Raw genomic sequence first — 16,634 nt, forward strand, 5'->3', positions numbered from 1 at the left:
ACGTGGAACCTGTGTGGGACAAAGTGCCCAGAGGGGGACGGGGGAAACCGTCCCACCCCGGACGAATCCGAACTGACCGGCGGTCAGCTCTCCTTGAGACGGAACCAGTAGAAGCCGTGTCCCGCAAGGGTCAGGAGGTACGGCAGCTGGCCGATGGCCGGGAACTGCACCCCGCCGATCAGCTCGACCGGATGGCAGCCGGCGAAGCTCCGCAGGTCCAGTTCGGTCGGCTGCGCGAACCGCGAGAAGTTGTTCACGCAGAGAACGAGATCGTCACCATCTTCCCGGAGGAAGGCGAGCACCGCCGGGTTGGACGACGGGAGTTCGGTGTACGTGCCCGTCCCGAAGGCCCGGTTCTGCTTACGGATCTCGATCATCCGCTTCGTCCAGTGCAGCAGCGAGGACGGTGAGGCCATCCCCGCCTCGACGTTGGTCACCTGGTAGCCGTGGACCGGGTCCATGATGGTCGGCAGGTAGAGCCGCCCCGGGTCGCAGGAGGAGAAGCCCGCGTTCCGGTCGGGCGTCCACTGCATCGGGGTGCGGACCCCGTCCCGGTCTCCCAGCCAGATGTTGTCGCCCATGCCGATCTCGTCGCCGTAGTACAGCACCGGTGAGCCCGGCAGCGAGAAGAGCAGCGCGGTGAACAGCTCCATCTGGTTGCGGTCGTTGTCGAGGAGCGGGGCGAGCCGGCGCCGGATGCCGATGTTGGCCCGCATGCGCGGGTCCTTGGCGTACTCGGCGTACATGTAGTCGCGTTCCTCGTCCGTGACCATCTCGAGGGTGAGCTCGTCGTGGTTGCGGAGGAAGATGCCCCACTGGCAGCCGGAGGGGATCTGCGGGGTCTTCGCCAGGATTTCCGAGACCGGGTAGCGCGACTCGCGCCGTACCGCCATGAAGATGCGCGGCATGACCGGGAAGTGGAAGGCCATGTGGCACTCGTCGCCGCCCGAGCCGAAGTCACCGAAGTAGTCGACGACGTCCTCGGGCCACTGGTTCGCCTCGGCGAGCAGCACCGTGTCCGGGTAGTGGTCGTCGATCTCCTTGCGGACCCGCTTGAGGAAGGCGTGGGTGGCGGGGAGGTTCTCGCAGTTGGTGCCCTCCTGCTGGTACAGGTACGGCACCGCGTCGAGCCGGAAGCCGTCGATCCCCAGGTCCAGCCAGAACTTCAGCGCGGAGAGGATCTCCTCCTGCACGGCCGGGTTCTCGTAGTTGAGGTCGGGCTGGTGCGAGAAGAACCGGTGCCAGTAGTACTGCTTGCGGACCGGGTCGAAGGTCCAGTTCGAGGACTCGGTGTCGACGAAGATGATCCGGGCGTCCGCGTACTGCTTGTCGTCGTCCGCCCAGACGTAGTAGTCGCCGTACGGGCCTTCCGGGTCGCGCCGCGACTCCTGGAACCACGGGTGCTGGTCGCTCGTGTGGTTCATGACGAAGTCGATGACCACGCGCATCCCGCGCTGATGGGCCGAGTCGACGAACTCGACGAAGTCCGCCAGGTCGCCGAACTCGGGGAGCACCGACGTGTAGTCGGCGACGTCGTAGCCGCCGTCCCGCAGCGGGGACTTGAAGAACGGCGGCAGCCAGAGGCAGTCCACGCCCAGCCACTGGAGGTAGTCCAGTTTGGACGTGATGCCCTTCAGGTCTCCGACGCCGTCCCCGTTGCTGTCCTGGAAGGACCGGACGAGGACCTCGTAGAAGACGGCCCGCTTGAACCAGTCGGGATCACGGTCCTTGGCTGGGGTGTCCTCGAAGGTGTCGGGGACGGGCTCGTTGACAGTCATGATGTGGGTGACCCTCCGGTCTGCGGGGACGGTCGCAGGACGAGGACGTGCGCGGGCGTGACACCCGGCTCTAGGCGTACGTAACTGGTCCTGCCCCAGTGATAGGTCTCGCCGGTGAGCTCGTCGCGCACCGGCACGGTCTCGTGCCAGTCGAGGCCGAGTTCCGGCATGTTCAACGAGACCGTCGCCTCCTGGGTGTGGTGCGGGTCGAGGTTGACGACCACCAGAACGGTGTTCGAACCGGAGCGCTTGCTGTACGCGATCACCTGCGCGTTGTCCGTGTCGTGGAAGCTCAGGTTCCGCAACCGGCGCAGGGCCGGGTGACGGCGCCTGATCCGGTTCAGAGCGGTGATGAGAGGAGTGATCGTCCTCCCCGACCGCTCCGCCGACTCCCAGTCACGCGGACGCAGTTGGTACTTCTCCGAGTCGAGGTACTCCTCACTGCCGGCCCGCAGCGGGGTGTTCTCGCACAGCTCGTACCCGGCGTACACACCCCAGGTCGGCGAGAGCGTCGCCGCGAGCACCGCCCGCACCTCGAACGCCGGACGCCCGCCCTCCTGGAGGTAGGCGTGCAGGATGTCCGGGGTGTTCACGAAGAAGTTCGGCCGCATCTGCGCCGCCGTCTCCCCGGACAGCTCCGTCAGGTACTCCGTGAGCTCCTCCTTGGTGTTCCGCCAGGTGAAGTACGTGTACGACTGCTGGAAACCGATCGCGCCCAGCGTCCGCATCATCGCGGGCCGGGTGAAGGCCTCCGCCAGGAAGATCACGTCCGGATCGGCCCGGTTGATCTCCCCGATCACCCGCTCCCAGAACACCACCGGCTTGGTGTGCGGGTTGTCGACGCGGAAGATCCGGACCCCGTGGTCCATCCAGTGCCGCAGGACCCGCACGGTCTCCGCGACGATCCCGTCCATGTTGTCGCCGGCACCGTCGAAATCGATCGGATAGATGTCCTGGTACTTCTTCGGCGGGTTCTCCGCGTACGCGATCGAACCGTCCGGACGGTGGTGGAACCACTCCGGGTGCTTCTCCACCCACGGGTGGTCGGGGGAGCACTGGAGCGCGAAGTCCAGGGCGATCTCCAGCCGCAGCTCCCGGGCCCGCGCCACGAAGGCGTCGAAGTCCTCGAAGGTGCCGAGGTCCGGGTGGAGCGCGTCGTGCCCGCCCTCCGGCGACCCGATCGCCCACGGCACGCCCACGTCGCTCGGCGAGGCCGAGAGGGAGTTGTTGGGGCCCTTGCGGTGGGTCTCGCCGATCGGGTGCACCGGCGGCAGGTACACCACGTCGAAGCCCATCGCCGCGACCGCCGGAAGCCGCTCGGCGGCGGTACGGAAGTTCCCCGGAACCGTACGGCCCTTCACCTTCCGTACGCCCTCCGAGCGCGGGAAGAACTCGTACCAGGAGCCGAACAGGGCGCGTTCCCGCTCCACCTGGAGCGGCAACGCGGGGGAGGCCGAAAGGAGTTCGCGCAGCGGGTGGCGGTCGAGGACCTCGACGACCCGGGGCGTGAGCGCCGCCGCGAGCCGGGCCGCGGCCGACCGGGACGTGTCGCGCAGCGCGTCGGCGGCGGCGAGCACGGACTCCCGGCCGCCGCCCTTCTTCGGGACGCCCTTCGCGGCCCGTTCGTGCAGCTCGGCGCCCTCGGCGAGGACCAGTTCGGAGTCGATCCCGGCCGGGATCTTGATCCTCGCCGTGTGGCGCCAGGTGGCCACCGGGTCGCTCCACGCCTCGACGGTGTACGTCCAGAGGCCCTCGGAGCCCGGGGTGACCACGGCGCCCCACCGGTCGGTGCCCGGCGCCAGTTCGCGCATCGGGGTCCAGGGGCCGGGGCGGCCCGAGGGGCCGCGCAGCACGACATTGGCGGCGACGGCGTCGTGGCCCTCGCGGAAGACGGTCGCCGTCACCTCGAAGGACTCTCCGGCCACCGCCTTCGCGGGGCGCCGACCGCAGTCGACCAGAGGGCGGACGTCCAGTACGGGAATGCGTCCCATGAGCGGATTCACAGCATCACCTGACGGGTTACGGGGGTGCGGGTGGTGGTGCGCTCTTTCTAGCTCCGACGACGGCCGGCGGGTTGCGGGCATGGCCGCTCCTGTCCGCGTTCACTCGGATGGCGGGTTCAGAGGGATGAAGAAGGGGCACGGGGAGACGGGTTCGGGGCCGTACCGCAGGAGCCTTCCCCCGGTTCCCGGGTGGGCAATCCAGACTCTTTGTTAACTACTAGGGCGTAGCCACTCGGGCAAGTCGGGGGCGCGGGGAAAGAAGAAACCCCGCCCTTGTGGGGCGGGGCTTGATTCCGTCGGTCAGCGGCGGGGTGTCGCGTCCGGTTCGTCCGCGTCCGTCGACCAGACCTGCCAGGGTTGGCGGGCCACCCATTCCTCCACCGGGGCCGGTTCCAGGGCCAGGACCTCCGTCGACACCCCGTCGTCGTCCGCCATCAGGAGCGGATCGGCACCGCTCGCCATGTAGTGGTAGATACCGGCCACCCCAGCAGCCGTCTCCGGCCCCAGAAGCTGCGCGAGCCCGCGCTCGAAAGCGGCTGGATCCAGCTCCTCGTACCGCACCGCACGACCCAGCCCCCGGCCGAATGCCGCCGCGAGCTCACCGCCCGTCAGGGAGCGGTCGCCGCCGATGTCGAAGGTCCGCCCGTCCAGGCCCTCCCGGGTCAGCGCCGCGAGCGCCGCCTCCGCGAGGCCCCGGTGCGAGAGCCACGCCGTCCGCGCGGACGCCGGCAGCGGATAGGCGAGCACGCCCTCCTCGACCAGGGCGGGGCCGTTCCACGGCGAGAACAGGTTGTCCAGGTACACCGGCGGCCGGATCACCACCAGCGGCACCCCGCTGTCCCGCAGCACCCGCTCGGCCAGCCGCCGCGTCTCGAACGCCGCCACGTCCGTCGGCCCCAGCGGGATCCGGGTGTTGGCGTTGAAGACCAGACGGACCGTCCCCGCCTCCAGGGCCGCCTCCGCGATGTTCCGCGCGTACGCCTCCACCCGGTCGGCCTCGTACACCAGCGGCATCGTGACGAACCCGTGCGTCGTCCCCTCGAAGAGCCGCCGCACGTCCTCCGGCCGCCCCAGATCACCGGCGACGAAGAAGGCCCCGGGAAGCGGCGGCCGGTCGGCCGCGGGCCGCCGGGTCAGGGTCCGCACCCGGTGCCGCCGCTCGGCCAGCAGACGGGCCACCGCGCCGCCCTGGAACCCGGTCGCGCCCACGACCGCCACCCGCATCGGAATCTCACTGGACATGTGTGTCTGAGGCCCTTCGATAGGCTGTCGTCGCTGCCGTGTCGGCGTCCTCCAGGCTCGCCGGAGCGGCTTTGGCCGTTCAATTAACAAACCGGGGCGGAAGTTGAAGGATCGTCCATGGACACCGTGGGAACCGACCGTCACGCACCGCACGACGAGCCGGAAGACCTGCTGAGCGAACTGCTCAAACCCCTCCGGCTCACCGGGGTGTTCGACAGCCGCTGGCACGTCCGCGCACCCTGGGCCATCGAGGGCGACGCCGAACGCAGCTGCGCCGTCCTCCACTACGTCGTCGAGGGCGACTGCTGGATCACCACCGACGACGAGCCCCCCGTCCACCTGCTCGCCGGAGACCTCGTCGTCTTCCCCACCGGCGCGGCGCACCGCCTCTCCGACCGGCCCGAACGCCAGGGCGTCCCGCTCAAGGCCGTCCTGCCCGAGCGGCAGCCCGGCACCTCGGGCGAGATCGTCATCGGCGGCAGCGGCCCCGAGAGCCGGCTGCTCTGCGCCGGGCTCCACTACGACGCCAGCGCCGCCACCGGCCTCTACACCTCCCTGCCTTGGGCGCTCGTCCTCGACGGCGCCCAGGTCGACCGCGAGCCGCTGCTCCGCGACACCCTCCGGCTGCTCGCCGCCCCCGACCGGCCCGTCGGCCCCGGAGACCGGCTCATCACCCTGCGCGCCTTCGAGATGGCCCTCGTCCTCGCACTCCGCCCGCTGCTCCGCGAACTCGCCGTCAACCCGGCCTCCCTGCCCCTGCTCCAGCACCCCGGGATCAGCAGGGCGGTCGTGATGATGGCGACCCGGTTCGCCGAACCGTGGACCATCGACTGCCTCGCCCGCGAGGTCGGCATGTCCCGCTCCGCTTTCACCGCCGCCTTCCGCGACCTGGTCGGCGAGTCACCGGCCCGCTACCTCGCCGCCCGCCGGATGCAGGAGGCGGGACGGCTGCTCGGCGAGACCTCCCTCCCGCAGTCGGCGGTGCCCGCGCGCGTCGGCTACCAGAGCGCCGTCGGCTTCCACCTCGCCTTCCGCAAGTGGTTCGGGGTGACCCCGGGGGAGTACCGCGCGGGAGGCGCCCGGGCGGCCTGAACGGTTCCAGGTCGGCCGACCTGACATCTTCGGGGCCGCCTGGACGGTTCTTAAGGACCCCTGGACGGACGTTCATTGTCCGGACGGGGGGACGCCGGACAGTCTCGGGACCGGCACAAGCCGTGACACCCGAGGAGAGGCGATACACCGGTGACGAGGTCCGGGCAGGAGTATCTGGAGGGACTGCGCGACGGGCGCGAGATCTGGCTCGACGGGGAACGGGTCAAGGACGTCACCGCCCACCCCGCCTTCCGGGCCACCGCGGCCTCCTTCGCCGGGCTCTACGACCTCGCCGACGACCCCGTCCACCACCCCGTCCTCGTCCAGGGCGGGGTCCGCCGCGCCTACGCCGTACCCCGCTCCTACGAGGACCTCGTCGCCCGCCGCCGCGCCTTCCGGGCGACGGCCGAGGCGAGTTACGGCTTCCTGGGCCGCACCCCCGACTACATGGCCGCCGGCGCGGCCGGATTCGCCGCCGCGCCCGCCGTCTTCACCGGCGAGGCCTTCGACGGCGCCGAGCACGCCCTCGCCTTCCACCGCCGGCTCGCCGAGGGCGACCTGCACACCGCCTTCACCCTCACCAACCCCGCCCCCGGCCACGGCGGCGACGACCTCACCCTGCGGGTCGTCGCGGAACGGGACGGCGGGATCGTCGTCAGCGGCGCCAAGACCATCGGCACCGGCGCGGTCTTCGCCGACGAGGTCCTCGTCGGCACCATCGAACCGCTCGCCGCCGACGACACCGGGCACGCCCTGACCTTCGCCCTGCGCCTCGACACCCCCGGCCTGAGACTGATCTCCCGCACCTCCTACGAGGGGCGCTCCCGGTCCGTCTTCGACCACCCGCTCTCCAGCCGGTACGACGAGAACGACGCGATGCTGGTCTGCGAGAACGTCTTCGTGCCCTGGGAACGGGTCCTGACCTACCGGGATCCGGCCACCACCGGCGCGATCTGGTGGGAGACCCCCGCCTACCTGAACTTCGTCCACCAGTCCGCGACCCGCTTCTGGACCAAGCTGGAGTTCCTCACCGGACTCGCGATCCTCCTCACCCGCTCCCACGGCACGGAGAAACTGCCGCCCGTCACCCAGGCCGTCGGCCGGCTCCTCGGCATGGTCGCCCAGGCCAAGGCGTTCGTCCTCGCCGCGGAGGCCTCGTACGAGGAGGTCGACGGCGGGCGCGGCGGCGTACGCCCCGGACAGGAGATCTCCTTCGCCCAGCGGATCATGGCCGGCGAGCTCTACCCCCGCGCCGTCCAGGACATCAAGCTCCTCGCGGGCGGCGCCCTCGTCCAGCTCCCCGCCAGCGGCCGGGACCTCCTCCACCCCGACCTCGGGCCGCTGGTCCGCCGCTACTTCTCCACCACCGGCCACCCCGCGGAGGACCGGATCAAACTCCTCAAACTCGCCTGGGACGCCCTCGGTTCCGAGTTCGCGGGACGCCACGAGCAGTACGAGCGCTTCTACCACGGCGCCCCCCACGTCTACCTGACCATGCAGACCTGGGCCGGAGCCGCCGGGAACTGCGAGAGCCTCGCGCAGGCCTGCCTCGACGGCTACGACCTGGGGACGACCCGGTGACCGCACCACCACCGGGGCCCCGGCGCGGGGCGCTCGCGCTGCTCGCCTCCACCCAGCTCCTGCTGATCACGGACACCGCGATCGTCAACGTGGCGCTGCCCTCCGTCGGCGACGACCTCGGCTCCGGCTCCGCCGGCCTCTCCTGGGTCGCCAACGCCTACCTCATCACCTTCGGCGGCCTGCTCCTCCTCGGCGGCCGCGCCGCCGACCTCCTCGGCCACCGGCGGGTCTTCCTCGGCGGCCTCGGCCTCCTCGCCGTCGCCTCCGCCGCCGGTGGTCTCGCCCCCGGCGCCGACGCCCTCGTCGCCGCCCGCGCCGCCCAGGGCGTCGGCGCCGCCCTCGCCGCGGCCGCCGCCTTCGCCCTGCTGCTCCTGCTCTTCCCCGACGGCCCCGCCCGGCACAAGGCGCTCGGCGCGTTCGCGGCGATGGGCGGCCTCGGCGGAGTCCTCGGCACGGTCCTCGGCGGCGTCCTCACCGACCTCCTCGGCTGGCGCTCCACGTTCTGGCTGAACGTGCTGCTCGCCGCGGTCCTCGCCGCCCTCGCCCTCCGGGTCCTCGACGACCGCACCGGCCGTCCCCGCCCCGGCGGCTTCGACCTCGCCGGGGCGCTCACCGCGACCGCAGGCCTCGGGCTCGTCGCCTACGCGCTCGTCGGCGCCGCGGAAGCCGGGTGGCTGTCCGCCCGTACGCTCGGCGCCGGAGGAGCGGGCCTGGCGCTGCTGCTCGCCTTCGCCGCCGTCGAGACCCGGGCCGCCGCGCCGCTCGTCCCGCCCCCGGTGCTCGCCCGCCCCGCGCTCCGCCTGGCCAACGCCCTGGCCGCGCTCGCCCAGACGACGCTCTTCCCGATGTTCTTCCTGGTCAGCCTCTACCTCCAGAGCGTCCTCGGGTACGGGCCCCTCGGCGGCGGCCTCGGACTGCTTCCGCTGTCGCTCGTCGTCGTCGCGGTCGCCCCGCAGACCGGCCGGATCATCTTCCGGCTCGGACTGCACCGTTCCATGACCCTCGGCTTCGTCCTGTTGTGCGCCGGCACCCTGTGGCTGGCCCTCGCGCTCACCCCCGACGGCACGTTCGCGAGCACCGTCCTCGGCCCCAGCCTCCTCATCGGCGCCGCCCTGCCCCTCGTCATGGTCACCACGAACGTGGCGGCGACGGCGGAGGCCGCGCCCGAGGAGACCGGACTCGCCTCCGGACTCGTCAACACCAGCCAGCAGTTCGGCTCCGTCCTCGGCCTCGCCGTCCTGGTGGCCGTCGCCACCACCCGTACCGAGGCCGTGGACGCGGCCCGCGCCGCCGCCGAGACGGCCGGCCACCGCGCCGCCCTGCTCACGGGCGCCGCCTTCGCCGCCGTGGCCGCCCTCCTCTCCGTACGCCTCCACCTGCCGAGACCGGGCCCGGCCCCGTCTCCGTCCCCCGACGACCGGATCCCGCACCGGCGCTGACGACCGGCCGACACCCCTACCGCACGATGCCCACGACCACCGGCGGGTGAGCCGTGTTTCCGGCGAACCGAGCCCTGAAAGCAAAGGAGCGTCGTCGTGTTCGGCGATGTGCTTCACACGACCGAGGACATACGCGCCGCCGACCCCCTCGGCGCCGACGCCCTGCTCGCCGCGGTGCCCGCGATGAACGCGGAGGCCGACGTGGCCGCGCTGACCGTCGCGCTGCGCGCCCTGGTGCCGGACCTGGACCGGGCCGCCGAGTGGAGCGTCGACGGGGCCCTCGCGGCGATGCGGGACCTCGGCATCCTGCTCGGCTCGCTGAAACGTCACGGCGTGCAGCCGCTCGCCGCCGTACCGGAGGCGCTGCCCGTCCTCGAACTCCTGGGCCGCCGCACCGACATGGTGCCCCGCGACACCGTCCACCACTACACGACCTGGAACCCGGTGGGCGCCCGCCGCCGCTCGTACACCGGCCACCCGACGGAGGCCCTGCTCCAGGAAGCCGTACGGATGGTGTTCCCCGGTCTCGTCGCGGCGCTCGACGACTGCGGACGGGTCGCCCGCCTCGAACCGTACGACCCGGGCTTCGCCACGGCCCTCGACCGGGTGGCCCGCCACGTGCGGGCGATGGTCGACTCCATCGACCTCACCGTGGCGCGGGTGTCGCCCGAGTACTTCGCGGTCACCCTGCGCCCGTACTTCGAGGAGGTCGAGGTCGGCGGCCACGACTACCTCGGCCCGGCCGCCGCGCAGGTGCCGCTCTGGCTGGTCGACCTGACCCTGTGGCAGTGCGACCGGCCCGACCCGGCCTACGACGCCTTCCTGGACGAGTCCGTGCCGTACGCGCTGCCGGCCTGGCGCGCGTTCCGCGCCCGGCACCGCGGCGGGGTGTCGGCCGTCAGCAAACTGTCGGCGGCCGTGAGCTGGGAGGGCGCCGACCGGCTGCCGCCCGCGCTCACCGCGTCGGCGGAGGCGCTCGGCCGGGTGCTGCGCCTCCTGAAGACCTTCCGCGCCCGCCACCTCGGCATCGCCCGCAAGGCGTACAGCGAGGAGGTGCGCCTGTACGAGGAGGGCAGCGGCGGGGCCCCGGTCGCGCTGCTGCGTTCGGTCCTGGACCTGACCAGGGAGAACGAGACCATGGTGCGCCGCGCGACCGTGCAGCGCCGTCCCGCAGGGGCCCCCGTCGGGCCGTCGGCCGCGTAGCGGCGCCGAAGGAGCAATCGAGATGTCCCTCCCCACCCCCGGCCCGTACGGACAGGGCTTCCCTTCCGGCTACGGGCAGAGCCCGCACGTGGTGATCGCCGGCGGCGGCATCGCCGGCCTCACCGCCGCGCTCGCCCTGCACGCCGCCGGTTTCGAGCGGGTGACGGTCGTCGAGGCGGCGCCGGCGATCCGCCCGGTCGGCGCCGGGCTCAACCTGATGCCGAACGCGGTCCGCGAGCTGGACGCCCTCGGCCTGCTCGACGCCCTGGAGGCGGGCGCCCTGCGCACCCGCGAGCTGCGCTACTACCACCGCTCGGGCGGCCTCATATCCAGGGAGCCGCGCGGGCTCGGCGCCGGCTACCGCTGGCCGCAGCTGTCGATCCACCGCGGGCACCTCCAGCAGGTCCTCGCGGGGGCGGTACGGGCCAGGCTCGGGCCGGCGGCCCTCGTCACCGGGGTCCGGGTGAGCGGGGTGGAGCTGCTGCCCGACGGCAGGCCGCGGCTGCGCCTTGAGCACCGGGAGGGCGCCGTCCGGGGCCGGGCCTCGCTCGAACCGGACGTCCTCGTGGGCGCGGACGGCATCCGTTCGGCGGTGCGGGCGGCGCTGCACCCGGGGGAGGGCGGGCCGCCGTGGAACGGGATGCTGGTGTGGCGCGGGGTGTCCCGGATGCCGGCGCGGGCCGTAGGAGCGTTCATGCTCATCGCGGGCGACGACCGGCAGAAGGCCGTGGTGTACCCGATGGGCCGGCCGACCGGTCAGACCCGGGAGGTCCTGGTCAACTGGGCGCTCGCCAGGCCCGCGGAGCCCACGTGCGCCTCGCCGGAGGAGCGGCTCCGGGGGGACTGGAACCGGCCCGTACCCGTGGAGGCGTTCCTCCCGTACTACGCGGGCTGGGAGTTCGACGGCGTCAGCGTCCCCGACATCCTGCGCGCCGCCGACTCCGCGCACGAGTACCCGATGGTCGACCGCGAGCCCCTCGACCGCTGGACCCACGGCCGCACCACCCTCATCGGCGACGCCGCCCACGCCATGTACCCCGTCGGCTCCAACGGCGCGACCCAGTCGATCGTCGACGCCCGCGCCCTCGCCCACGCCCTCGCCCGGCACCCCGACCCCGCCGAGGGACTCGCCGCGTACGAGCGGGAGCGCAGGCCCGTCACCACCGCGCTCCAACGCGCCAACCGGGAGCGCGGACCCGAGGTCGTCATCGACCTCGCGCACGCGCGCGCCCCGCAGGGCTTCACCGACATCCACGAGGTCATCCCCGCCGAGGAACTCGCCGCGATATCGGGCCGGTACGCCGCCACGGGCGCCTTCGATCCGACGACGGTGAACCAGGGCTCCCCGTACGAGGTGCCGCTCCCCGCCACCGGCTGACCGCGCCGCCGCGCCCCCCGCGCGCCGTGGTCCCGCGGCGGCCCATGCCCTAACGTCGGAGCGGAACGACGGACGCACAGCGTGGTGCGTCCACTCCGCTCCGTACTCGCCTGCGAAGGTGGAACACGTGAAGGCAATCCGTCGATTCACCGTGCGTCCCGTCCTCCCCGACACCCTTCGACCCCTCGCCGACCTCGCGCACAACCTGCGCTGGTCCTGGCACGAGCCCACCCGCGCCCTCTTCGACTCCCTCGACCCCGAGGGGGCGCCCGGCGCCGACCCCGTGCGGACCCTCGGCACCCTCGAAGCGTCCCGGCTCGCCGCCCTCGCCGCCGACCAGGACTTCCTGGCCCGGCTGCGGACCGCAGCCGAGGACCTCGACAGTTATCTGCACGCCCCCCGCTGGTACCAGCGGCAGTCCGGCGACCTCCCGGCCGCCGTCGCCTACTTCTCACCCGAGTTCGGCGTCACCGCCGCCCTGCCCCAGTACTCCGGCGGCCTCGGCATCCTCGCCGGCGACCACCTCAAGTCCGCGAGCGACCTCGGCGTCCCCCTGATCGGCGTCGGCCTGCTCTACCGGCACGGCTACTTCCGGCAGTCCCTCGGCCGCGACGGCTGGCAGCAGGAGCAGTACCCCGTCCTCGACCCCGGCGAGCTGCCGGTCAGCCTGCTCCGCGAGGCCGACGGCTCCCCCGCCCGGATCACCCTCGCCCTGCCCGGCGGCCGCAGCCTCCACGCCCACCTGTGGATCGCCCGGGTCGGCCGCGTCCCGCTCCTCATGCTCGACTCCGACGTCGAGGAGAACGCCCCCGGCGAACGGGGCGTCACCGACCGGCTGTACGGCGGCGGCAGCGAGCACCGGCTCCTCCAGGAGATGCTGCTCGGCATCGGCGGCGTCCGCGCCGTCCGTACGTACACCCGGCTCACCGGCACCCCCGACCCCGAGGTCTTCCACAGCAACGAAGGCCACGCCGGCTTCCTCGGCCTCGAACGCATCCGCGAACTCCAGGGCGAGGGGCTCGACTTCGCCGCCGCCCTGGAGACCGTCCGGGCCGGCACCGTCTTCACCACCCACACCCCCGTCCCGGCCGGTATCGACCGCTTCGACCGGAGCCTCGTCGCCCGCCACCTCGGCGAGGACGGGGAACTCCCCGGCGTCGACACCGCCCGGATCCTCGCTCTCGGCGACGAGACCCCGCTCGGCGGCGAACCCGGCGTCTTCAACATGGCCGCCATGGGCCTGCGCCTCGCCCAGCGCGCCAACGGCGTCTCCACCCTCCACGGGGCCGTCAGCCGGGCCATGTTCGCCGGGCTCTGGCCGGGCTTCGACGCCGACGAGGTGCCGATCACCTCCATCACCAACGGCGTCCACGCCCCCACCTGGGTCGCCCCCGAGGTCGGCAGGCTCGGCCCCGACGCGGCCGACCGGGAGCTGTGGGAGCTGCGCCGCACCCTCCGCGAACGGCTCGTCACCGACGTACGGGAACGCCTCCGCGCCTCCTGGCGGCAGCGCGGCGCCGCCGACGCGGAACTCGGCTGGACCGACTCCGTCCTCGACCCCGACGTCCTCACCATCGGCTTCGCCCGCCGGGTCCCCTCGTACAAGCGGCTCACCCTGATGCTCCGCGACAAGGACCGGCTGCGGGCCCTGCTTCTCCACCCCGAGCGGCCCGTGCAGCTCGTCGTCGCCGGCAAGGCCCACCCCGCCGACGACGGCGGGAAGCGGCTCGTGCGGGAACTCGTCCGGTTCGCCGACGACCCCCGGGTCCGGCACCGGATCGTCTTCCTGCCCGACTACGGCATGGCGATGGCCCGCGGGCTCTACCCCGGCTGCGACGTCTGGCTCAACAACCCGCTGCGCCCCCTGGAGGCGTGCGGTACGAGCGGGATGAAGGCCGCCCTCAACGGCTGCCTCAACCTCTCCGTCCTCGACGGCTGGTGGGACGAGTGGTTCGAGCCCGACTTCGGCTGGGCCATCCCCACCGCCGACGGCGCGGCCGCCGCCGACGAGGACCGCCGCGACGACCTGGAGGCCGCCGCCCTCTACGAACTGATCGAACGCCGGGTCGCCCCCCGCTTCTACGACCGGGGCCCCGACGGGGTGCCCGCCGACTGGACGGCGATGGTCCGGCGCACCCTCACCGACCTCGGCCCGAAGGTGCTCGCCGACCGCATGGTCGGCGAGTACGTGGAGCGGTTGTACGGGCCCGCCGCCACCGCCCGCCGGGCGCTCACCCCGGCCCGCGCCCGGGACCTCGCCGACTGGAAGGCCCGGGTCCGGGAGGCCTGGCCCAAGGTGGCCGTCGACCACGTCGAGGTGGGTGACGGGCTCGCGGACGACCTCGCGGACGCGGAGCTCGGCGCGACCCCCGTGGTCCGGGTCCGGGTGGCGCTCGGCGCGCTCGGCCCCGACGACGTCGAGGTGCAGGCCGTCACCGGCCGGGTCGACGCCGACGACACCCTCACCGACCCCCGTACCGTCCCGCTGAAGCCGGCGGGCGGCCCGGACCTGGAGGGCAGGCTGACCTACGCGGGCACCCTGGAACTCGACCGCACCGGCTCCTTCGGCTGCACGGTCCGCGTCCGCCCCTCCCACCCGCTGCTCGCCCACCCGGCCGAACTGGGCCTGGTGGCCGTACCGGAGGAGACGACGGGGGAGGGGGCGGGGGTGCTGCTGAGGTAACCGGGCCGGCCCCTAGGGCACCTCGGCCTTGTCGGCGAGGTGCCCATCGACGAAGCAGAGCCGGTACACCGGGATCGCGGCGAGCATCGTCGACCGGTAGTACCGGCACTCGTCCATCCCGGGCGGCTCGGCCGACACGGCCTGCGGGGGGCCGTCCAGCGGGTGCTCGGGCCAGTCCTCCGCGTCCTCGTCGATCTCCGTGAGCGTCTGCCCGACCTGGAGCCGGGCGTAGTCCGCGGGCTCCAGGTACGACCGGGCCTGCGTCCACAGGGCGACCCCGGCCATCAGCAGACCGAGCGCGGCGAGGAGCGCGAGCGGGATCCAGATCGCCCGCGCCAGGCCCTTGCGCACCTCGCGCCGGGCCCGGTCCAGCTCCCGGGCCGAGGTGGGCGCGGCGGGCAGCGGCGCGGGGGGATTCCGGGGCAGTACGGCGGTCAGGGCGAAGCCGCCGTCGGCGGTGACCCGGTGACCGAGGGCGCCACCCACGAGCCGCACCCGCTCGCCGAGCCCCACGAGCCCGGTGCCGGTGCCGGTGCCTCCGCCCGTGGTGACGCCGGGGCCGCTGACCACGCTGACCCGGACGTCGGACGTGTCCTGGGTGACGGTCACCGAGACGGCGGCGCCGGGCGCGTGCTTGGCCGCGTTGGTGAGGCCCTCCTGCACGACCCGGTGCAGCGCGAGCCCCGGCATCCCCGGCAGGGTGGGCACGGGCGTCGGGGTCAGTGTGACCGCGAGGCCCGACGCGCGGGCGCGGGCGGCCAGCTCCTCGACCGTCTCACCGGGCGGGCTCGTCGGGGCGGCGGCGTCGTCCTCGCGCAGCACGCCGATGATGTCCCGCAGCCGGGCCGTCGCGTCCGCCGCCGCACGGCGCAGTTCGCCGGCCGCCCGCTGCTGCTCGGGACCCAGGTCGGGGGAGACCTCAAGGGCACCCGCGCGGACCGCGATCAGGGCCAGGTCGTGACCGAGGGAGTCGTGCATGTCGCCCGCGATCCTGGACCGTTCCCGCAGCCGCTCCCGGTCCGCGACGACCGCCTGCTCGCGCTCCATCCGGTCGGCCAGCTCCCACCCGCTGCGCACCAGCCGGTCGTACTGGCGTACGTAACGGCCGATCAGCCAGGGCGCGACCACGGCGAGGGCCAGCGCGAGCAGCAGCGTGAACCACTGCCCCAAGGAGGTCCGGGTCACCCAGGTGAGCAGGAGCCCCGTCCCCGCCACCGCGCCGAACAGCCAGAGCGCCGCCCGGGTGTGCTCCTGGCGCCGGCCCGCGAGGTACCCGAAGGCGACCAGGGCCAGGCTGTACGACGGCGTGAACAGCTCCAGGGTGGCGGGCAGGCTCGCCGCGACCGTGGCGCCGAGCGCGACGAGCGGCCACCGCCGACTGACCGCGACACAGCCGGCGAGGACCGTCACGCCGGCGGCGACCTGGAGCCAGCTGCCGCCGTCGTTCGGGTCCGACCTCAGCAGGACGGGCACGCAGAGCAGCAGCCAGAGGCCCAGGTCGAAGAGCCGCTCACGCACCGGGGACCAGGCCCGCCTCGTACGCGAGGACCGCGAGCTGGACCCGGTTGCGCAGGCCAAGGCGGCCGAGGACGGCGCTCACATGCGCCTTGACGGTGCCCTCGACGACGTACATGCGGTCGGCGATCTCCTGGTTGGAGAGCCCGGCGGCGAGGAGCGCGACGACCTCCCGCTCCCGGCCGGTGAGCGGTTCGAGGCGGGTCCGGGCGTCGGCGGCGCGGGTGAACCGCTCGCCGCCGAGGGTGTCGATGACCCGGCGGGCGACGGTGGGGGAGAGGGCGGCGCCGCCCCCGGCGACGGCCCTGACGCCCGCGATGAGTTCGCGCGGGTCGCCGGACTTGAGGAGGAAGCCGCTGACGCCGCTGCCGAGGGCGCGGGCGATGTACGTGTCCTCGGAGAAGGTGGTGAGCATGACGACGGCCGCGTCCGGCACGGTCCCGCGCAGCTCCTCGGCCGCGCCGAGCCCGTCGAGCCGGGGCATCCGGATGTCCAGGAGGACGACGTCGGGCCGGTGCTCGCGGGCGAGCTCCACGGCCTCGTGGCCGTCGCCCGCCTCGGCGACCACCTCGATCCCGGGGTCGGTGGTGAGGATGGCCCGCACCCCGGCGCGGATCATCGTCTCGTCGTCGGCGAGCAGCACCCTGATCATGCGGTCCAGCCTACGGAGGGGTGAGCGGACGCGCGGGCGCCCGGAGGGAACGTTCCCTCCGGGCGCCC

11 protein-coding genes are annotated in these 16,634 nt (G+C 73.3%); 6 read left to right on the plus strand and 5 right to left on the minus strand.

Features of this window, described 5'->3' with window-relative positions; all coding sequences use genetic code 11:
- Positions 1–83: 83 nt before the first annotated feature.
- The 3 genes from treS to ACIRB7_RS25720 all read right to left on the minus strand — a co-directional run bounded on the left by treS (position 84) and on the right by ACIRB7_RS25720 (position 5,023).
- Positions 84–1,778, minus strand: coding sequence for a maltose alpha-D-glucosyltransferase (treS, locus tag ACIRB7_RS25710; protein WP_403602954.1), 1,695 nt, complete (start codon positions 1,776–1,778; stop codon positions 84–86).
- Positions 1,775–3,769 (minus strand): alpha-1,4-glucan--maltose-1-phosphate maltosyltransferase, encoded by a 1,995-nt coding sequence (locus ACIRB7_RS25715; protein ID WP_403602956.1) that lies wholly within the window; start codon positions 3,767–3,769, stop codon positions 1,775–1,777. Before ACIRB7_RS25715 ends, treS begins: the two co-directional genes overlap by 4 nt.
- Before the next feature lie 312 nt (positions 3,770–4,081).
- Positions 4,082–5,023 carry an SDR family oxidoreductase gene (locus ACIRB7_RS25720; RefSeq protein ID WP_403602958.1) on the minus strand — a complete coding sequence of 314 codons (942 nt, stop codon included), beginning with the start codon at positions 5,021–5,023 and terminating at the stop codon, positions 4,082–4,084.
- A gap of 117 nt (positions 5,024–5,140) precedes the next feature.
- Here ACIRB7_RS25720 and ACIRB7_RS25725 point away from each other — a divergent pair, with 117 nt between their 5' ends.
- The 6 genes from ACIRB7_RS25725 to glgP all read left to right on the plus strand — a co-directional run bounded on the left by ACIRB7_RS25725 (position 5,141) and on the right by glgP (position 14,399).
- Positions 5,141–6,115 carry an AraC family transcriptional regulator gene (locus ACIRB7_RS25725; RefSeq protein WP_403602960.1) on the plus strand — a complete coding sequence of 325 codons (975 nt, stop codon included), beginning with the start codon at positions 5,141–5,143 and terminating at the stop codon, positions 6,113–6,115.
- Between the two features lie 150 nt (positions 6,116–6,265).
- Complete coding sequence (locus tag ACIRB7_RS25730) at positions 6,266–7,696, plus strand: 4-hydroxyphenylacetate 3-hydroxylase family protein (protein ID WP_403602962.1); 1,431 nt, start codon at positions 6,266–6,268, stop codon at positions 7,694–7,696.
- Positions 7,693–9,135, plus strand: a complete 1,443-nt coding sequence (locus ACIRB7_RS25735; RefSeq protein WP_403602964.1) for an MFS transporter — start codon at positions 7,693–7,695, stop codon at positions 9,133–9,135. Before ACIRB7_RS25730 ends, ACIRB7_RS25735 begins: the two co-directional genes overlap by 4 nt.
- Positions 9,136–9,231: 96 nt before the next feature.
- Positions 9,232–10,338: a monodechloroaminopyrrolnitrin synthase PrnB family protein gene (locus tag ACIRB7_RS25740; RefSeq protein ID WP_403602966.1), complete on the plus strand. Its 1,107-nt coding sequence runs from the start codon at positions 9,232–9,234 to the stop codon at positions 10,336–10,338.
- A gap of 22 nt (positions 10,339–10,360) precedes the next feature.
- Complete coding sequence (locus tag ACIRB7_RS25745; protein ID WP_403602968.1) at positions 10,361–11,716, plus strand: FAD-dependent monooxygenase; 1,356 nt, start codon at positions 10,361–10,363, stop codon at positions 11,714–11,716.
- Between the two features lie 127 nt (positions 11,717–11,843).
- Positions 11,844–14,399, plus strand: a complete 2,556-nt coding sequence (gene glgP / locus ACIRB7_RS25750; RefSeq protein ID WP_403602970.1) for an alpha-glucan family phosphorylase — start codon at positions 11,844–11,846, stop codon at positions 14,397–14,399.
- A gap of 12 nt (positions 14,400–14,411) precedes the next feature.
- On the opposite strand, the gene ACIRB7_RS25755 is transcribed toward glgP, so the two are convergent.
- On the minus strand, positions 14,412–15,917 hold the full coding sequence (locus tag ACIRB7_RS25755; RefSeq protein ID WP_403602972.1) for a sensor histidine kinase: 1,506 nt from the start codon (positions 15,915–15,917) through the stop codon (positions 14,412–14,414).
- The gene (locus ACIRB7_RS25760) at positions 15,910–16,566 is read right to left on the minus strand and encodes a response regulator (RefSeq protein ID WP_403602974.1); all 657 of its coding nucleotides are present in this window, start codon (positions 16,564–16,566) and stop codon (positions 15,910–15,912) included. Before ACIRB7_RS25760 ends, ACIRB7_RS25755 begins: the two co-directional genes overlap by 8 nt.
- Positions 16,567–16,634 lie beyond the last annotated feature (68 nt).

Source organism: Streptomyces sp. NPDC093795 (assembly GCF_044764665.1).
Lineage (GTDB): Bacteria > Actinomycetota > Actinomycetes > Streptomycetales > Streptomycetaceae > Streptomyces.